At 36.3% G+C, this 18,345-nt stretch carries 16 protein-coding genes and 1 pseudogene; 6 read left to right on the forward strand and 11 right to left on the reverse strand.

The annotated features are described in order from the left end of the window. Positions 1 to 204 precede the first annotated feature (204 nt). From BMX40_RS06385 to BMX40_RS06410, 6 genes and pseudogenes are all read right to left on the reverse strand, one after another. Positions 205 to 1,401, reverse strand: coding sequence for a class I SAM-dependent rRNA methyltransferase (locus BMX40_RS06385; protein ID WP_090868005.1), 1,197 nt, complete (start codon positions 1,399 to 1,401; stop codon positions 205 to 207). A gap of 168 nt (positions 1,402 to 1,569) precedes the next feature. Then, positions 1,570 to 2,390, reverse strand: a pseudogene (locus tag BMX40_RS06390) (GNAT family N-acetyltransferase). Positions 2,391 to 2,407: 17 nt separating this feature from the next. Beyond that, the gene (locus tag BMX40_RS06395) at positions 2,408 to 2,938 is read right to left on the reverse strand and encodes a GNAT family N-acetyltransferase (RefSeq protein WP_244513394.1); all 531 of its coding nucleotides are present in this window, start codon (positions 2,936 to 2,938) and stop codon (positions 2,408 to 2,410) included. Positions 2,939 to 3,315: 377 nt separating this feature from the next. Next, positions 3,316 to 4,320, reverse strand: coding sequence for an HAAS signaling domain-containing protein (locus BMX40_RS06400; RefSeq protein ID WP_090868007.1), 1,005 nt, complete (start codon positions 4,318 to 4,320; stop codon positions 3,316 to 3,318). After that, complete coding sequence (locus BMX40_RS06405) at positions 4,307 to 4,669, reverse strand: PadR family transcriptional regulator (RefSeq protein ID WP_090868009.1); 363 nt, start codon at positions 4,667 to 4,669, stop codon at positions 4,307 to 4,309. Before BMX40_RS06405 ends, BMX40_RS06400 begins: the two co-directional genes overlap by 14 nt. A gap of 120 nt (positions 4,670 to 4,789) precedes the next feature. Continuing rightward, positions 4,790 to 5,893 (reverse strand): hypothetical protein, encoded by a 1,104-nt coding sequence (locus BMX40_RS06410; RefSeq protein WP_090868011.1) that lies wholly within the window; start codon positions 5,891 to 5,893, stop codon positions 4,790 to 4,792. A gap of 128 nt (positions 5,894 to 6,021) precedes the next feature. Here BMX40_RS06410 and BMX40_RS06415 point away from each other — a divergent pair, with 128 nt between their 5' ends. Then, a complete protein-coding gene (locus tag BMX40_RS06415; protein ID WP_090868013.1) occupies positions 6,022 to 6,210 on the forward strand; it encodes a hypothetical protein in 189 nt (62 codons plus the stop codon). A 106-nt stretch (positions 6,211 to 6,316) separates the two neighbouring features. Then, entirely contained in the window at positions 6,317 to 6,769 is a 453-nt protein-coding gene (locus BMX40_RS06420) for a YaiI/YqxD family protein (protein ID WP_090868015.1), read from the forward strand. A gap of 177 nt (positions 6,770 to 6,946) precedes the next feature. On the opposite strand, the gene BMX40_RS06425 is transcribed toward BMX40_RS06420, so the two are convergent. Further along, complete coding sequence (locus BMX40_RS06425; RefSeq protein WP_342028672.1) at positions 6,947 to 8,296, reverse strand: glycoside hydrolase family 18 protein; 1,350 nt, start codon at positions 8,294 to 8,296, stop codon at positions 6,947 to 6,949. 165 nt (positions 8,297 to 8,461) lie between these two features. Continuing rightward, complete coding sequence (gene cypC, locus BMX40_RS06430) at positions 8,462 to 9,724, reverse strand: CYP152 family fatty-acid peroxygenase CypC (protein WP_090868017.1); 1,263 nt, start codon at positions 9,722 to 9,724, stop codon at positions 8,462 to 8,464. A 118-nt stretch (positions 9,725 to 9,842) separates the two neighbouring features. On the opposite strand from cypC, the gene BMX40_RS06435 reads away from it, so the two are divergent. Further along, complete coding sequence (locus tag BMX40_RS06435; protein ID WP_090868019.1) at positions 9,843 to 10,415, forward strand: TetR/AcrR family transcriptional regulator; 573 nt, start codon at positions 9,843 to 9,845, stop codon at positions 10,413 to 10,415. 119 nt (positions 10,416 to 10,534) lie between these two features. Continuing rightward, positions 10,535 to 12,652 carry an MMPL family transporter gene (locus BMX40_RS06440; protein ID WP_090868021.1) on the forward strand — a complete coding sequence of 706 codons (2,118 nt, stop codon included), beginning with the start codon at positions 10,535 to 10,537 and terminating at the stop codon, positions 12,650 to 12,652. 47 nt (positions 12,653 to 12,699) lie between these two features. Here the strand turns inward: BMX40_RS06440 and BMX40_RS06445 are convergent, their stop codons facing one another. Continuing rightward, a complete protein-coding gene (locus tag BMX40_RS06445; RefSeq protein WP_090868023.1) occupies positions 12,700 to 13,386 on the reverse strand; it encodes a hypothetical protein in 687 nt (228 codons plus the stop codon). A 166-nt stretch (positions 13,387 to 13,552) separates the two neighbouring features. Between BMX40_RS06445 and BMX40_RS06450 the strand changes: the two genes are divergently transcribed. Further along, on the forward strand, positions 13,553 to 14,683 hold the full coding sequence (locus tag BMX40_RS06450) for a conserved virulence factor C family protein (protein WP_090868024.1): 1,131 nt from the start codon (positions 13,553 to 13,555) through the stop codon (positions 14,681 to 14,683). A 707-nt stretch (positions 14,684 to 15,390) separates the two neighbouring features. Beyond that, positions 15,391 to 15,951, forward strand: a complete 561-nt coding sequence (locus BMX40_RS06455) for a hypothetical protein (RefSeq protein WP_090868026.1) — start codon at positions 15,391 to 15,393, stop codon at positions 15,949 to 15,951. 62 nt (positions 15,952 to 16,013) lie between these two features. Here the strand turns inward: BMX40_RS06455 and BMX40_RS06460 are convergent, their stop codons facing one another. Together BMX40_RS06460 and BMX40_RS06465 are read right to left on the reverse strand one after the other, a co-directional pair. Next, the gene (locus BMX40_RS06460; protein WP_090868027.1) at positions 16,014 to 16,721 is read right to left on the reverse strand and encodes an undecaprenyl pyrophosphate synthase; all 708 of its coding nucleotides are present in this window, start codon (positions 16,719 to 16,721) and stop codon (positions 16,014 to 16,016) included. A 46-nt stretch (positions 16,722 to 16,767) separates the two neighbouring features. Continuing rightward, positions 16,768 to 18,240, reverse strand: a complete 1,473-nt coding sequence (locus BMX40_RS06465) for a DUF4153 domain-containing protein (RefSeq protein ID WP_090868029.1) — start codon at positions 18,238 to 18,240, stop codon at positions 16,768 to 16,770. Between the last annotated feature and the right edge of the window lie 105 nt (positions 18,241 to 18,345).

Below are 18,345 nucleotides of genomic sequence, written 5' to 3' on the forward strand. Positions count from 1 at the left end.
TAGAAGACTTTTTAAATCGTATTAAATGAATTCATTTTTTCCTTTCGGCCAATGCAAAACCTAGAAACCCAATTCCCATACCTACTAATGTACCGCACCTACATTATCCAAAAACATCCCAAGTCCAATTCCAAGAAACATACACCCAATGAATATCATTCCAGACAATGCTATACGGCTGGAACGACTTTGAGTTTCAGTAGTCTAACTTATTTTTTCAACAAATAATACTTTAAGGTAATTTCCTTCAGGATATTCTTGAACCGTTCGAAAGTCCACCGGCAACTGATAAGCTTCAAGAATTTTATATTTGTCACCAGATTCGTTAAACGCTTGTTCAACAAAACCTTTAAACTTCTTCATACCAAAAGTAGCATTATTAGTGGAAGCTACAATTACACCATTCTTCTCCGTAACTGAAATAGCATCCTTCAATAACCCTGGGTAGTCTTTTGCTGCGCTAAATGTTCGCTTTTTAGACCGTGCAAAGCTTGGCGGATCTAAAATAACTAGGTCATACGTCAATTTTTTTCGATTAGCATATTTGAAGTAGTCAAAAACGTCCATAACAACAATATCATGAAGCTCAAAATCAATCCCATTGGCACTAAATTGTTCAATTGTTTTACTTTTACTTCGTTTTGCCAAGTCAACACTTGTCGTTTTGTTTGCACCACCTAATGCTGCAGCAATAGAAAATGCCCCTGTATAGGAAAACGTGTTTAGAACATTTTTGTCTAGAGCATATTTTTCCCGAATTACACTTCTAACGTCCCGCTGATCTAAAAATATTCCTACCATGGCTCCTTCATTTAAATAAACTGCATAATTCATACCATTTTCTTTCACAATTATCGGGAATTCACCACGATCTCCCTTAACAAAATCATCATCATTAATATACTTTCCTTTGGTGTCAAAACGTTTTTTCTCATAAATAGCTTTGTAATCAGTAAGCTCATCTAAGGCACGAATTACTTGATCTTTGAAAGAATAGACTCCCTCACTATACCAGTTGATTAAATAATAACCATCAAAATAGTCAATGGTAAGCCCACCTATCCCATCGCCTTCTCCATTAAATATCCGAAAAGCGTTCGTCTCTTCACTTTTATAAAAAGCATTCCGTCGATCTATTGCCGTTTCCATCCTAGACTTAAAAAATAGGAAATCAATTTTTTCTCCTTTATTGTGGGAAAGCACCCATCCTATTCCTTTGTTTTGAATCCCATAATAACCCTTTGCAATAAACTGACCATTTTGATCAATTAAATTGATGATACTCCCCTCTTGTTTAAGTACGCTATAATTACGAACAGCATCTTTATGTATTAATGGATAGTGATTTTTAAACTTTTTTTCATGTTTCGCATTCACAAATAGGTCCATTTCTTTTTTCATCATGTCACCCTACCCTTGTCTATTGCTATATACCACATTATTAACATTACCGTAAATCACATCGGCATACAGTACTTCATATTCTACACGGAAAAAAATAAAAAGAAAAAGGTAGCCTTTAACATACGCTACCATAATGAATGATAAACTCCTATATTCTATAGTTTTCTAAACTACGTTATCAGCTCTTACCCAAATCGATTTTGTATAGGTAATATTCATTCCCGCTTTTTCCATATTAGACTGACTTACACTTCCATATGCAGCTTGACCAACCATAAATGAACACCCCATATCTTTTGCATCTTCCACGCGGCGGTTTATTAAGGCGCGATGCACACCTTTATTTCGAAATTCTGGAACAGTTGCTGATGCAGCAAGCATGCCAAAAGCCCCCTTCCTAAACAGCACCCCAATCCCCGCAGGTATTTTATCTACATAGGCGATGTAAAAACGCCATCCTGCCTTGTTATGTAAAACTTTATTGTTAACAGCAACGAATTCTTTTAAAAAACTTGGCATCGCAAAGCCTCTAACATATAGATCAGCGAATCGATTGAAATCATTTCTTTCTAAAGCCTTAATGGAAATCCCAGTGAAAGGATTAGTACTATCTATTTGATTAATTGAACGATGAACGATGTATGAAAAGCATGTTGATAAAATCCTTTTTGGTAAATCAATTTAAACAGCTCAGAACTAGCTCCAACTGGGGTGATCTCAAATTGAGTAGGGATGCCACGTTTCTCATAGAATTTTATAATAGGATCTACATAACCCAGACTATCCCCCGATATTCCCTTTACCGTATTATAGGATGGTCCAGGGATTTGCTTCGCTGAAAAAGCTGTCGCACCTCCAAAATCCTTCAACTCTACTCCCATCGGGTTACCAGGTTGTGCTTCAATACTTGAGAGTCTAGACTTGAAAAGTTCTATCTCTGACTTCTCTATTTCAACAGCAAGCTCCTTCGTCGGTAAACCACTCATCGATTTCCTCCTTTACATTAGTCTACTCCAACATTTGTACTCCTTCTTTCTAATAGAACAACATCACGCCATACGCCATTTAACTTACCAATCCGCTTTCTAACTCCAACTTTTTCAAATCCATATTTTTCATGGAGATGAATACTTGTCTTATTCTCTGGGAAAATACCAGCTTGCAAGGTCCAAAAGCCCTTTTGCTCACTTTCGTTAATAATTTCACGTAGTAATAAACTTCCTAATCCTTTTCCAACGCTTTTTTGAGATAAATAAATACTTACTTCAGCCGCACCTTGATAAGCAGTTTTTTTGGAAATCGGGGATAAAGCAGCCCAACCAATAACCGTACCATTTTCACGCACAACCAGTCGGCAATCATTTAAATGTCCACGATGCCATTCATCCCATGTCGGTGCTTCTGTATCAAATGTAGCATTACCTGTTTGAATTCCTTCAATATAAATATCGCGTACTTCGTCCCAATCCTCCGCTTCCATCTCTTCTATAATGATTGTTGAATTATCCATTTGTACCAAGCTCACTTTCTGCATGATCTACTTTCTAAACAATAGTAATATAATACACTGGAACCAAACTATGCTCCAGTAGCATTATACCGACCATTTAGTGGAATGAGGTTCCAACTCGCTTTTGATGAGGATCCTGGTTCCGTTATATGACAAAAATACCGCCCGAACTTGAAGTATGAGGTCCTCGTTCCTCTATTAGACATAAATCAGTGAAAATTGCACTAAGAATTGGTTAATAAAGGATCGAGGTTCCTAAACCTTGCTCCAGACACGTAATTTCAACCATTTAGCGGAATGAGGTTCCACTTCTTCTTTTGATGGGGACCATCCTCATTCTACTCATTGGACCCAATTGTCGTTAACTGAGTCTTGTTTTCCTACCAAAGAAGAATGATCGTTTATCCTTTTTTCGATTTCACAAAACCACTTACTACATCTATCACTAGGCCAATAATAAGGATTACAATGATCCAGTTAGTTGAATGTGTCCATATTTGATTGATAACTTGATATCCATCGCTCCCTTTAGTAACAATCCCCGCCTCTGTTAATTCCATCATAAAGTTTGGATTCCAAAAAGAAGTTTGTGTTATAAGGATGATGATCCCTATTATTGTAATTAAATGGATAAAAAATGTAAAAACGACAAGTTTTAAATTCCATTTTCCAAAAATAATTTTTAACACTTCCATGGCGATAGAAAGTCCCAGTATAACTAATATAAAAGGTAGGTAGGTTGATATTTCATTTTCATTGAGAAAAGGAATTACCCGAATCGGTTCTTCTTCATTGAATACAAAAACACCAAAGTAGTTACTTGAAAATAAGAAAAGAACCATAGCGAAAACATAAAAAACGATACTTATAATTGGTTCACGACGCTTTATATCAAGCTTCGGATCGGGAACTGGTGGCAGTTCTGATGGTTCCCACTGTTTTTCCACTTTGCTATCTTGAGCTTTATCTTTATTGGAATACTCGACCATCATAAACACGAAAGTAACCCATCCAAACGCAGACGGACCAGCAGAAACAATGGATACAATAAAATCAATAAAATGATCCAGTATACCTACTGGATATACCACTGATTGAATGATGAAAACTATACCCATTGCTCCTAATAAAGAAAATAGTACAATCTTTAAGACCGTGAGATAGGAATCAAACAATTCAGGGCCAATCAGGTAGTTATTTACACCTCGGTATCGCTGTGCTAGTTCCTTAGGATTTCCTAGCTCGATCAACACCTCTTTAACCACTTCCATTTTACTACTTTCGTGATTGGAACGTTCTTCTACCATGTCTTCGATTAATCCCCGAAGTTCTATTGCGATATCTTCCCGTTGTTTCTCCGGCAGTCGCTGGGTAACAGCATATACATAGCGTTCAATCACTTCCATTCTTCTTCCCCCCTTCACCTTTTAGTAATCCATCTAGACTGCTTACAATCCCATTCCACTCATCACACAATTGCTGAAAGACTTGTTTTCCTAAGTCGCTTAGAAGATAGTACTTTCTAGGTCTAGCTTCATTTGTATCCCATTCACTCATTAGCAACCCCTGCTTTTCCAGCCTTCTTAATAACGGATAAAGTGTCCCAGCTTCTACTTGAATGCCTTTATCATTTAATTTAGAGACCAGCGAATAACCATATTGCGGTTCGGATAGCTGACTTAACACACCGATCGTAATCGTTCCCCTACGTAATTCCTGCATCACCTTATCAATGTGCACCGTAACATCACTCATTCAATCAACTCCTAAAATCATTATAGTGTATGACGCACATTATTGTAAAGTGCACATTATTTTACTTCATAAAAAACGGTGCCAGGCACCTGTCGAATGTTCGACAAGTGCCTGGCACCGTTAATAAAATTCTCCATTTTCCACGGATAGGTTATAAATGTTTTCTAGTATTCGCGTTCGTAACGCCACTAATTCATCGTATTGATAAAAGAAACGTATTTTTTCGTACTTCATTTCGGATCCTTCTTCAACTTCAGTACGATCCATCATGATAAAAAAGGTAAATGCCTCTGCTATATCCTCTTCAGGATTGGTTCCTTGATAGCTATTAAAAAAGCGCTCTTCATGATGAAAGAAAAAATCTTCATAATCACGCTCAGCAGCCCAGTCAATCTGAACGAATTCGTTAAATATATCATCCCAGAATTGCTGATAATAGGCAAATAAGTAACTCGATTCATCAACACAACCCCAACCATAGGATACAAAATAAGTAGAACACGCTTCTTCTGCTTCCTTCCACACATCCTCTTCCTCTGAAAGGTAAACTTCTTCATCTATGGATACTTGTTGTTCTCCCAAAGTTAGAACATGGCCAAATTCATGAATCAACGTCGCTTTTATTAATGGGTGATATTCTCCAACATTGTGTGAAATCATGAATAGAGTATCTTCAAGGTTTTCTTCGTCTCTCCCAATTCCTAAAACAAAATCTTCCCCAGTATCTGTCCAATATACGCTTTTTAGTGATTCACGGTACTCTACTGGGATCATGTTCGAAAAAACATACCAATATTCTTGAACAGTTTCTATTCCTCTCTGATAATTAGAATCACCACTCGGAAAGGTATCTTCATCGTCTAAATTATGTTCTGTTTCTACTAATTCCTCTAAATGATCTTCTGGACTAATTTCGTAATAAAAAATATCCTTCCAATGGTTTTGTTCTTGTTGAAAAGAAAAATCGAAATCTCTTTTGGATTGATCAAGATACCATTCTAAATACTTATCATTTACTTCTTGGAAGCAATCTCCTCGTATCAATATATCTTTTACTTTTGTACAATCTGCTCCTGATGCCTTGTAATTTTCAAAGATACTATTTGCTTTGGATCCTGAACTAAATTCACTCTGACTATTACTAATTTCATCGCTAAAGCTATTAATAAGAAAAAACATTCCTAGTCCACCAACAACGATGACCACCATTAAAATCTTCTTCATCCAGCCCCCCCACGCTCATACTTTCCTATACTACGGTACAGAAGGAAAATAGTTTCAAACACATCCCATTTGACTGTTTGTTCAGAATATTATATAATATATAATTAAAAATTTGAAAGGAGGTAAACATGAGGAAAGGAATTTATCGATTTATCATCATTGTCATCTTATTAGCCGGCATTATTATTTACCTCGGAATAAATAATACATTATCTTCTTTGTCCATACCCTCAACTGGATTAAACAAGCTAACGAAACCGACTTTTGAAAACCAAGAAATCATTGAAATTAAAGATTACGACGATGGTACGACCTAGAGATTAAATATAAGTATACTACTCCACCAAACTTCATGCTCCTAACAGTTGACAAATGAATTTCGGTTCGATTAGATAAAAGTAATATTAATTTAGGAGATAGCACATGAAAATTTATGTTGATGCGGATGCAAGCCCAGTAAAGGATATCGTGATTACAGTAGCAAAAAAAGTCGGCCTCCATGTTGTTCTCGTAAAAAGCTTTAGCCACTTTTCTCACGATGAAGAAGTTGCAGGTGTTGAAACAGTATATGTAGACACTGGAGCAGATGCTGCAGATTATCGAATTATGCAAATGGCTCAAAAAAACGATATCATTATTACACAGGATTACGGATTAGCCTCTTTAGGACTTGGAAAAGGGTGCATTGTTTTACACCATAAAGGTTTTGCTTATACAAATGAAAATATTGACCGTTTGTTACAAACAAGGCATGCTAGCGCTAAGGCTAGAAGAAGTGGCCAAAAAACTAAGGGGCCTAAACCTTTTACCGACACCGAAAGACAAAAATTCAAAGAACTACTAGAGGAAACAATCATTCAACACAAAAATGAGTAAGCGATGGAAAGAATCGTCTTTCACCTTGATTTTTATCCTCTTCAGCGAAAGTTATATACTAACAGAACGAGCTTCAAAAACCCCATTATCGATAATGGGGTTTTAATGATTCCTACTAAAATCTTCGAATACGAAAATTTTCTTGTAAGACCGGCCAATTTTGTGGAAATGAACTTCCTAATACCCAAAAACTAGCCCCCTAAGGCCGTACGCTTTAATTAAATCGTACTTTGCTTGCATACTTTTTGCATCCTCAAACCAAACTTCATGTTCTTGCCCACCTTCATCTACGTAATGGTAATAGGGAGACTGATAGACTTCGTGATATTGAATTGCTACATTTATTTTTGCTGCTGTATTTATTGCTTCCATGGGACTTACCATTTGAGCAATGGTCCCCTCCTCCCACGGTATTTTCCAGTCCCGTCCATACAAGGGGATTCCCAACATTATTTTATTCGAAGGAATAGCAGTAATAGCATAATCTAATACATCACGCATTTTATTAATTGGTGCAATTGGCCAAGGCTCACCTCCAGCCCACCCCCACTCATAGGTCATTAAAATAACAAAATCTACAATTTCACCATGTACTGGATAATCATGAGCCTCATAAAGTAATCCTTTTTGATCCTCCCTTTCCTTTGGAGCCAGGGAAGTAGATAGTGTAAAACCATCTGGATGCAACCTTTCCCTAGCTCGTCGCAAAAATATACTATAATTTTCGCGATCTTCTGGATATACGTATTCAAAATCAATAGTTAAGCCAGCATAATTTTTCTCCTTCATGATTTTGAGTATATTTGTTAATAGAGTTTCTTGGAGTTGAGTATTACGTAATAGGGTTGCAGCTAAATCGGAGTCAAAGGTTTGCTCCCGAAAATTTGTAATTACGAAGAGTGGGGAAACTTGATTGGCATTACCAGCCTCTAGCATTGGAATACCTTGCACTTCAGTAAGACTTCCATCACGATGAAAACTGTGCACAAACGGAGAAAGGTATGTAAAATTCCGACCAAGTGCTAGTACTTCTTGCCTTCCTTGTGCATTCATTCTTATTGTATAGGCATTTACTTCAATAGTCGGTTTTCTTTTTCGAGGGATTTGTAAAGTTTGACCTGGATAAATTAAGGAAGGACTTTCAATTTGATTCGTTTGTAAAATTTGATAAATGGTAACATCATACCGCAGAGCGATGGCCCAGAGATATTCACCCGGTTTAACCGTATGGATAAAAAAGGGTATCTTTAGCATTTCACCTACATATATCAAACTTGGATTTGTAATATCGTTAGTTTGTACAAGATCCTTAACCGTAACTCCTAAATTACTAGCAATTAACCATAAATTATCCCCCGGTTGCACAACATAATCCTCTTCGACTTCAGGTACTCCAAGGGTTTGCCCGGCAACAAGTTCTTTCGGATTCTCTATTCGATTGAGTAAAAAAGCCTGATTTACATCAGCTATATATTCCTCGGCAATTCTCCTTAAAGATTCACCACGTTCGACAACATGAAGTTCCATATCATATTCCCCCAATAAGCTAATATCTATTTATTACGTTATTCGAAACTTGGTTGTCCTAGTATAAAAGAAGGAATTTGTTTAGAATAACCCTCCTTAAATGGAAGCAAAAAGAATCCCCTAAAAAGAGACTTTCAATCAATTTTTATAGGGGAGAAATTAAATTCACCTATTTATTTTCTTAACGCTTGTAAACACAAATCTACTCTTTGGTAGGCTCGGCATTCTCATCATACTATACTCTAAGTTTTGTGCTGGTACATTATAATCCATTTTACGCGCAAATATATCAGTCGTAATCTTCATGACTTCAATTGTCAGCCATTCACCAGGACAACGATGACCTTCATAATAATCTCCACCACCTTGTGGTATAAAATCAAACGGATTATCATCTCGATTAGCAAACCGATTCGGATTAAATAACCAAGGCTTTTTCCATAGCTTAGGATGGTGATTCGTACCATAAATATCAAGCAGTACTAAATTTCCTTTTTTAAAGTCATGCCCTTGCCAAAGGAAATCCTTTCGTACGCGTGCTGCTGCAAATGGAAAAAATGGGTAATAGCGCCGCACTTCCTGAACAAACATTTCATTATAAGCGTCATCTGCATCACTTAACTTTTCCGATTGCTTGGGGAACTTATGGATTGCCAGTGCACAAAAGGTCATATATACAGCGATCGCCACAATAGGACGCAATATATTTAGCACTTCGACAGCTGCAACTTGACTATTTAATAAATTACCCTGCGAATCTCGATAATTCGCTATTTTAGATAATATGGTTTCATCTGCTTTCATATTTCCTGACCTAATTTGTTCAATCATATTCCTAATCCAGCTTTCCGCACTGTTACGAGCTTGTCTACCACGCCAGTGTCTCGGACCAATAGCAGCAGCAGAATCAAATAGGGCTGCAAGCTCATTTGTCCGTTGTTTTACTTCACCCGATTGCAGGGGAACACCAGCCCAACGACAGGCAACAAGTGTTAACAATTCCTTGGATTCCTCAAATAATACGACCTTATCCATTTCTTCCCATTTCTGAATAAATTGGTCATATACATCTCTAGTTATGTTCACAACTTCTTTTAACTTATCTTCACTCATAAATGACATAAATAACGCTTTTCGATGTTCGTGGGAAGCACCATCCATTGTTTGAATCGCTTTCTCTCCAAAGATTGTCTGCCTTATTCGTTTAGGGGCCGCACCTTTTCGCATGATTTTTTCTTCATCATAAAACACTTTCGCTGCTTCTTCTCCAGCAATACATATTGCTCTTTGACCGCCAAGTAGTCTTGTTTCAAACATATCCCTCCCAAAACGTTCCCTCCTATTGGTAATATATTTATAGCCTTCCGTCATCAGAGCTAGACTATTATCTATTCCTTTATCAATTGGAATTTGTTCTCTATATGGCATTTTTTCACCTCATTTAGGATGTTAAATCATATTACGTAGGTTTCGTTTTACATACCGTCTTTATACCTCTATTTCATTTTTAGATTGAATTCATTATAATAAATCTAGAGGTGAGCAAATGGCACGTGAACGCAAATTTTCAACAGTTGACTTATACCAATCAACCAAGCACCTACTATTGGAACATGGATATGATGGATTTACATTCAGCATGCTAGCCAATCGTTTAGATATTTCTCGGGGAGCTCTCTATAAATACTTCGAGAATAAAGAAGTTTTAATAAGTGAATATATGGTTTTTGAAATGAAAAAATTTATGGTTCAACTACATAAAATTCAAGAATATAAATCATTTGAGGAGAAATTTGATTATTTAATCCATCTAATTTTCCACGATCAAGAAATTCATCGACTACGAGAGATCGGGCTTGAAATACCAAGGTCTCCTAATACGAAAGTACATGAAAACCAAGAACAACTTGATCAGCTTCATTACGAAATGTACACAAGCTTACAAAGCTTTGTTGAGTTAGGCAAACAAGAGGGAATTATAAAACCATCCATTCCTAATGGATTATTCTTAGGATTTATCTTTCAAACGATTGCTATTCCAAATCACGAAAACCTTCCCTATAGCGAATGGGTCTCCTCTATAAAAGAAATACTCCGTCATGGAATGTTCAAAATATAATAATTGACACAGGTGTCACTTTCACAGATAATTTATTTGTGACGACTGTGTCGCTTATTTTTTACTTTAAGTGACACTCGTGTCACTTTATGAAAATTATAAATGGAAAGGAATATATTATGAAAACCATCTTACAGTTTGTCACAGACCGTGTTTCTTCCAAAAAAGGAACGTGGATCACGTTGGGGATTTGGCTATTTGCCATGATTGTATTAACGATGTTCGCTCCTGCAGCAAGAGATTATCAAGTGACTAGTATCGAATCACTACCTGAAGACGCCCCATCAGTTATCGCAACTGAAAAAATAGAAAAATACTTTGAAGGTAATGAACAAATTCCCGGATTACTTGTGTTTAAAGCGAGTACTGGTGAAGTAGAACGAACAGATCTTGAAAAAATCACCAACCAAATTGCAGATGAAAATATTTCTGGAGTTGAGGAAATCCTTCCAATTGGCCAACTGCCGCCTCAAGCTACAGAAAATTTCTATTCCGAAGACCATAAAACAGCATTTATACCGTTAAATTTTCATCCATCATTGGATACACCAGATATTGATCATGCTTTAAATCAGATTCATACAATCGTAGAAAATGAAACAAACCTAGTATTATATGTAACAGGTCCAGCAGGAATCGCTGTTGATACGACAGACTTATTTACAAGAGCAGATCTCGTACTGATCTTCTCAACTGTAGCGATCATTTTAGTATTGTTAGTGGTAATCTATCGTTCACCATTACTAGCAATCATTCCTTTATTAGGGGCTGTATTTGTTTATCAAATTGTTACACAAATCTTAGGCATATTTGGTAAAGCTGGACTATTAATGAGTTCACAGTCCGTTTCCATAATGTCCATTCTTTTATTCGCCGCTGTTATTGACTATTCCTTATTTGTATTTTCTAGGTTTAGAGAGGAACTAAAAACGAATGATGATAAATACCTTGCTATGAAAGAAGCAATGCGAGGTACTGGACTTCCTGTGTTTTACTCGGGTGCTACGGTGTTAGCCGCAATGTTAATCTTAATTTTTGCGACATTAAGGGATTACCAAAACTTTGCACCAATATTCGGAACAACACTTGTAGTCATCATTTTATCGTCGGTCACCTTAATTCCAGCACTTTTCACTTTATTCGGTAGAAAATCTTTTTGGCCAGTTATCCCTAAGGTTGGAGATTCTAAAGTAAAAGATACCTCATTTTGGAGTAAAGCTGGTCATTCCGTTACAAACAGACCTAAAACATCTGTAATCGTAGTGGGAATCTTTATTATTATTTCTGCTAGTTATTTGTTTAACTTGAAATACGAATTTGATCTTATTAAATCTTTCCCAGAAGATATGTCATCTCGTGTAGGTTATGAGATATTGGAAAATAACTTTGAAGCAGGAGAGTTAGCACCAACTACGATTTTGCTAGAATCCGAGGATAAGATAACCGATACAAAACAGCAGGACTTCATAGAATACTTATTAGAACAAGAGCTAGTTGCAGATGTTCGCGTCGATCAGAAAAATGATGAAGCAACTGCTATTACATTTAGTTTAACTTTCACGGAGAACCCCTATGCCGAAGAAACATTAGATGCTCTTGAAACCATGCAACATAATGCTGAAACAATTTTATCAGATAATCAGATTAACGGAGAGCTATATTTTACAGGCGAAACTGCAACTTCCGTAGATGACCGTTCAGCCAATACCCGTGATTTAATACTCATCGTATTACTTGAAACGATATTAATCTTCCTAATGCTCATATTCTTAACAAGATCGTTCAAGATGCCAATTTATATGATGGGAACAATACTTGTATCGTTTGGAGCAGCATTAGGGTTAGGCATGTTTCTAACAAACTTATTTTTTGATATAGACACGATTAGCAATAGAGTTCCAGTTTATGCGTTTATCTTTCTAGTAGCGCTAGGAATTGATTATAACATCATTCTTGTATCTCGATTTATGGAAGAAAGGAAAAAGAAGGCCGTCAAAGAAGCGGTACAGGTTGCCGTTGCGAGTACTGGAGGCGTGATCTCCTCTGCAGGACTGATCTTAGCCGCAACTTTCGCCGTACTAATGACACAGCCAATTCAACTACTTTTCGTTTTTGGATTTATTGTAGCAGTTGGTATATTAATTGATACCTTCTTAATCAGAGGCGTGTTACTTCCAGGATTATTGGTTTGGTTTGAGAAAGATAGAAACACAAACCAAGTAAAAAGCGATAATTAATAGATATAAGGGGCATCCTTTGTATGTATAGGGATGCCCCTCTCTGTTTAGAATATGTTTTTAACCCATCTTGAAATGGAAGTAATTAATCTTTCAACCCAATTCCCCTCTTTTGCCCTATCATTCCTCTCTACCAACTCGTTTTCTCCCATATCGTTGAGTGCGGTGGCCTGCTTCCCTTCCACTACAATCACCTTTTCATCCCCATATTTTTTATATATGCTTGCCACTGTTTCTTCATTGTATGGATCAATGCCAACTTCAACTCTGTTAGTAATGATATCGACACTTGTATGTGTGACGAAAGTTTCTCCATTTCCAAATTCATTTTTATCGACTTCTTTTTGCTTCTGTACTAATTCATTTTCCGTAAAGTCTACTTTTTGAAACTCAATTTCTGCATGTTCATCTAATAATGCTTCCATTTCTTTTTGTTTTTCATTGGCAGGTTGCTCTGTAAAGGAAATGACTATGGTCCCAAGTGCTCTTTTTTCCCGATCGATATGAAGGCTTGCAAATACTTCTGGATCGAAATTTGATTCAATATACATTCTTATTTCTTCAATAACTTCTGAATGGTTTGGATCAATCCCTTGGTTTTCCCACCCCTTCATCTTTTCTGTTAAATCGGATTCACCGTTATTAGCAGCAGATACCGTAATTCCTCCTGTGAAAAATACCGAAAAAATAATGATTACACTTAATCCTATTAATATTTTGCTATGAAATTTCAACCTAAAACTCCTTCCAAAGATGCGTAAATATAAATCTATCTATAAGACGACCCGTTTAACTAATTTGTTTCAGTGATTACCGTTTATCAGAAATTCGACTAAGTGACAGGCACCTTATTCTTTGATACGATCAATTGTAATGAATGCCATTAAAGGGGGAAACGAATTGAAGATTGTATCAATTGAACCAACTCCAAGTCCATACTCCATGAAAATCGTTTTGGATGAGCGGTTGGCTGATGGAAAGACGGAAAATTACAAGCAAGGTGACGACCTTTCTAGCGCACCTGAGTATATCACGAAATTGTTTTCTGTTCATGGAGTTAAGGGAATATACCGAGTAATTGATTTTATTGCTTTAGAAAGAGATCCCCGCGTCAACTGGGAAGAAATATTACCAGAGGTTCGTGCTATTTTTGGCGCTAGAGAAGATGCATCCTTAGCGGCCAATACCACTTCTAAAGATGAACATTTTGGTGAAGTCAATGTTTTCATTCAATTGTTTCGAAATATTCCCATGCAAGTAAAATTAGAGGAAGGCGACAAAGAACAACGCTTTGGTCTACCCCAACAATTCATGAATGCAGTGATGGAAGCATCTATGACATCAGATAATATGTTAGAAGAACGGAAATGGATGGAACAAGGCCCACGTTACGGAAAGCTTGAAGATATTGGTCAGGAAGTGGTAGATGAAATAACAGCTAGCTATGATGAAGAAAGGTTAAAAAACCTAATTAAACTAGCCTCCGAATCGAAGCAATTTGAAGAAAAACGACCTTGGAAAAATGTAACGTTAGAAATGCTAGATAATCCGAATTGGAAAGAACGGTATGCTGCACTTGATCGAATGGATCCATCGCTGGAGGATTTATCCGTACTTGAGAAAGCATTAGATGACCAAAAGGCATCCATTCGCCGACTCGCAACGGCATATCTTGGAATGATTGAAGATCGAGCTGTACTTCCTTATTTGTACAAAGCGCTTAATGATAAGGCTGTTAATGTCCGTCGCACAGCTGGGGATTGTTTATCTGATCTTGGATTTAAAGACGCTATCCCAGAAATGACAAAAACGTTAACGGATTCCAGCCGCCTCGTTCGTTGGCGTGCTGCAATGTTTTTATATGAGGTTGGTGACGATACGGCAGTACCAGCATTACAAGATGCTTTAGAAGATCCAGAGTTTGAAGTTCGTATGCAAGCAAAAATGGCTTTAGCACGAATTCAAGGGGGAGAAGAAGCCAAAGGATCCATTTGGCACCAAATGACAGAAGCTACGAAAAAGAAAAATTAATGGGTTAGAGTTAAAGAATTATACATCTGGTGACCGGATTTCTTTTGCAAGTTTTCCAAAACAAAGTTGCTTTAGTGGAATGAGATTCCACTTCGTCATTGATGTGGATCCTAGTTCCGTTAATTGTCAAAAATACAGGCCAAACAAGGAGTATGATGTTTCTCATTCCGCTATTAGACATAAATTAGGATAAATTGTACTGAAAAAAGGTAAATAAAGGAATGAGGTTCCAAACCATGCTCCAGATGGCTAAATTTGGCCATTTAGCGGAATGAGGTTCCACTTCGTCATTGATGTGAATCCATTCCGCTATTTGTACCTAATGTGGTTGGATGAATCTTGTTTTTTCTCACTGAAAAAAAATAAAGTATTCCACCACCAGTCGAATACTAGAATACCAATTTTCAATAGATCCATTTTCCATCTCTCTATCCATTTAAAAATACGGTTACAACCCAGACTGTTCTTGTCTTACCCGAAAACTTCTTTATAATCCAGCGATCAACAATTATCCCGACATTCTTATTACCAATAATTAAAATAAGCCTCAAGTCTTACCCCAAAATATTCCTTAAGTGGCTTCATCCATTTACAAAAAACTAGTAAGTTATAAATTAAGAATTTCTTAATAATTTATTTAAGCTATTCTTTATATTTTTTGTATAGAGTATAGATAAAGCTATTAGAGATGAAGGGGACTAGAATATATGCAGAAGAAAAAGATTTATCTAATTCTAACAGATACAGGAACAGTATTTACAAGATTAATAAAGGCTTATACAAAAAAGCCATTTAATCATGCATCAATATGTTTAGACGAAAATTTATCCAATGTTTACAGCTTCGGGCGTAAGATGCCGAACAATCCATTTATCGGGGGCTTTGTTAAAGAAGATTTTCAAGCAACAATCTTTCTTCATGCAAGATGCGCCGTTTATTCTTGTGAAGTTTCAACCGAACAATTTCAAAAGGCAAAGACCTTTATTAATCAGATTGAAGAACAACAGCATCTTTACCATTACAACTTGATTGGATTATTTGGAGTCATGTTTAATAAGTCTATTAAACGTAAACGAGCTTTCTTCTGCTCACAATTCGTCTCTTCCGTATTAGAAGAGGGAAAGATTATCAGCTTTACAAAACCCACTTCCCTTATAACACCGTACGATTTACAAAAAACTTCTGAATTCCAACTAGAGTATCAAGGGAATTTAGCAGACTTTGAAAGAATAGCTATTAACCATAATAATCAAATCTCAGTATGCTAAAGGAGTATTAAAATAGCTTTCACCGCCTTTAATACTCCTACTCCTCTAGCAAAGTTTATTTTTTACATTTCCATGGCTATGGACGATGTATGATAGTGATTTCCTCCAATTGCCTGTAACAAATCATATTTTGTGAAGTCCGGAAAATAAACATCACTAAAGTAAAATTCCGACATAGAGGATTGCCATAACAGGAAGTTACTTATCCTTTTTTCACCACCCGTTCGAATAATAATATCTGGATCTGGTAAATCACCGGTGTACAAATATTTTTGAAGCATTGTTTCATCCATATTTTCTAAGTCTATCTTATTACTTTTCACTTCTTGAATCACCTTACTAACAGCCTGCAATATATCTGCTCTTCCACCATAATTAAAAGCAAAGTTAACAATTAGACCATTATTATGCTTCGTTTTATTAACAGCTTTTTCCAATGCATGTTTTGTTTTATTAGGTAAGGACTTCGTATTGCCGGATATCCGTATTTGACAATTTCTTCTCATAAATTCCGGAAGCTTTTGTTTAAAGAATCTTACTGGCAAGTGCATCAAGTAGTTAACCTCATCTTCAGGTCGCGACCAGTTCTCTGATGAAAATGCATAGAGAGTTAATATGTCAATTCCCAACTCAATACTTGCATCAATCATTTTTTCCATTGCTTTTACACCAGCATAATGCCCTTCACTTCGAGTGAGGCCTCTACTTTTCCCCCACCTTCCATTTCCATCCATGATAATCGCAACATGCTTTGGTATACTTGATTCCATTTTACTTCCTCCGTTCTAAGTTGACATTAGTAAATAATAAAACCTTCTAATAATCCAACTCTTCCAATCGTTGTGTCACACGTTGTTTCGTGAAATTAAATGATTGCCAAGTACTATCTTGTTGATCGTCCACCCATTGCTTTCGATGACTCAGTAAATTTATTAATTCGGGATAGTCTGGTTCTTTTTCATATAAATCCATCAATCCATCTAAACCGGTATAAGAAAGCCGACTTAAATAATAAATATCAATTTTCCCTGTTTCCTCATAACGCTCTAAATTATTTGATACAACGATTTTTTCCAAACTAATTGCATTTAAACCGGTATAAAATACAAGAGCTACAATTAAGTAAAAATGAAGAATTGATAATCTTTCCACCCATACTCGAATGAACGTATATGCAAATATGACCATTAAAAAGATCATAAATGCGTGCGCCAAAAGTCGGTCCAACGTAAATCCATATGCCGTTTCATACAGGCTTAATCGCTGATACGCCGATGTAAGCATTACACCACTTACGAGAATAAGAAGCGAGTACATAACTTTAAGCATCAACTTCATCGAACTGCTGTCTTCCTTCACTAGTTTTAGAAAGCTAATTAACAAACTCCAGTTAATTAAAGTCACAAATACAAGTTCAAAGAAACCTCTTCGCGCATATTCCGCATACGTAAAACCAGACTGTAATCCACCATTAAAGAAATACGTAAACTGTATAATTGTAAATAGAACATAGACTACATTTAGCAACACTAAGATCGTAATAGCTATAACACCATCCCACCGCAGCTCTTTCTGTTGGGTATTAATAGGACGAAAACTCTCTTTTGGAGGCTTTAACCGCACATATAGCACCTGAAATATACCAAAGAAGAGGAAAGAAAATCCGAAAACAAGAATTGCTCTAAATAACCCTTCTAAAAAATTAAGCTGCAATATAAACTCAGGGAGTTGTAACACCATATCTTGAAAAACGGAATCTGCTGACATTAATAAACTTGTTATAACAAATAACAAGGGGATTCCAATTACCATCCCGATAATAATACGTTTAATCGTCTGTGCTGTTTGTTCATCCATATTTTTGAATACTTTTTTCAAACCCAACTTACAAAATCGAGTGCTATATTTAATTCCTTGCTGTAGCTTTCTAATTAAATATGCGACAAAAGCAGGTTTACTCCAATTAATATTATTTGGACTTGTAATCAATACAATATGAAAAAATACAAGTACAGGAATAAATAAAACATTTACATGGCGAAACAAGACATTATCATAAAATGTATACGATCCGGCCAACACCCAAATAGCAACCATTAGAAGTAACCCTATTCTCCGGTTATAAAATGCCAGTTTATAGCGACCAAAAAGGACAACATAAAATCCAGTAATAAAAACGAGATAGGAAATGCCAATTTCACCATGGAAAAAGCTAATTTCCGCCAGCCATCCTAACCCTATACAAACAAGGAAGAAAATAAAATCCCTCCGTTTCATTTTAAGCTCCATACGAAACCCTCCTCACTATAGTTATTCTATATACATCGTATTCCTATGTATATACGCAAAAAAATGAACCAATTAACAGGGACTGAACGTAATTTATGAACAGTC

This window comes from Oceanobacillus limi (assembly GCF_900111445.1).
Taxonomy (GTDB): domain Bacteria; phylum Bacillota; class Bacilli; order Bacillales; family Amphibacillaceae; genus Ornithinibacillus; species Ornithinibacillus limi.

Coding starts and splice junctions, on each gene's coding strand:
- BMX40_RS06460 (WP_090868027.1), bottom strand. CDS start 16,721: ATGGAATCAAGTATACCAAAGCATGTTGCGATTATCATGGATGGAAAT.
- BMX40_RS06405 (WP_090868009.1), bottom strand. CDS start 4,669: ATGAGTGATGTTACGGTGCACATTGATAAGGTGATGCAGGAATTACGT.
- BMX40_RS06425 (WP_342028672.1), bottom strand. CDS start 8,296: ATGGAACTTCATGTTGTCGAACGTGGTGAATCTTTAAGGAGAATTGCC.
- BMX40_RS06415 (WP_090868013.1), top strand. CDS start 6,022: ATGAGGAAAGGAATTTATCGATTTATCATCATTGTCATCTTATTAGCC.
- BMX40_RS06455 (WP_090868026.1), top strand. CDS start 15,391: ATGCAGAAGAAAAAGATTTATCTAATTCTAACAGATACAGGAACAGTA.
- BMX40_RS06435 (WP_090868019.1), top strand. CDS start 9,843: ATGGCACGTGAACGCAAATTTTCAACAGTTGACTTATACCAATCAACC.
- BMX40_RS06385 (WP_090868005.1), bottom strand. CDS start 1,401: ATGAAAAAAGAAATGGACCTATTTGTGAATGCGAAACATGAAAAAAAG.
- BMX40_RS06465 (WP_090868029.1), bottom strand. CDS start 18,240: ATGGAGCTTAAAATGAAACGGAGGGATTTTATTTTCTTCCTTGTTTGT.
- BMX40_RS06410 (WP_090868011.1), bottom strand. CDS start 5,893: ATGAAGAAGATTTTAATGGTGGTCATCGTTGTTGGTGGACTAGGAATG.
- BMX40_RS06440 (WP_090868021.1), top strand. CDS start 10,535: ATGAAAACCATCTTACAGTTTGTCACAGACCGTGTTTCTTCCAAAAAA.
- BMX40_RS06420 (WP_090868015.1), top strand. CDS start 6,317: ATGAAAATTTATGTTGATGCGGATGCAAGCCCAGTAAAGGATATCGTG.
- BMX40_RS06400 (WP_090868007.1), bottom strand. CDS start 4,320: ATGGAAGTGATTGAACGCTATGTATATGCTGTTACCCAGCGACTGCCG.
- BMX40_RS06395 (WP_244513394.1), bottom strand. CDS start 2,938: ATGCAGAAAGTGAGCTTGGTACAAATGGATAATTCAACAATCATTATA.
- cypC (WP_090868017.1), bottom strand. CDS start 9,724: ATGCCATATAGAGAACAAATTCCAATTGATAAAGGAATAGATAATAGT.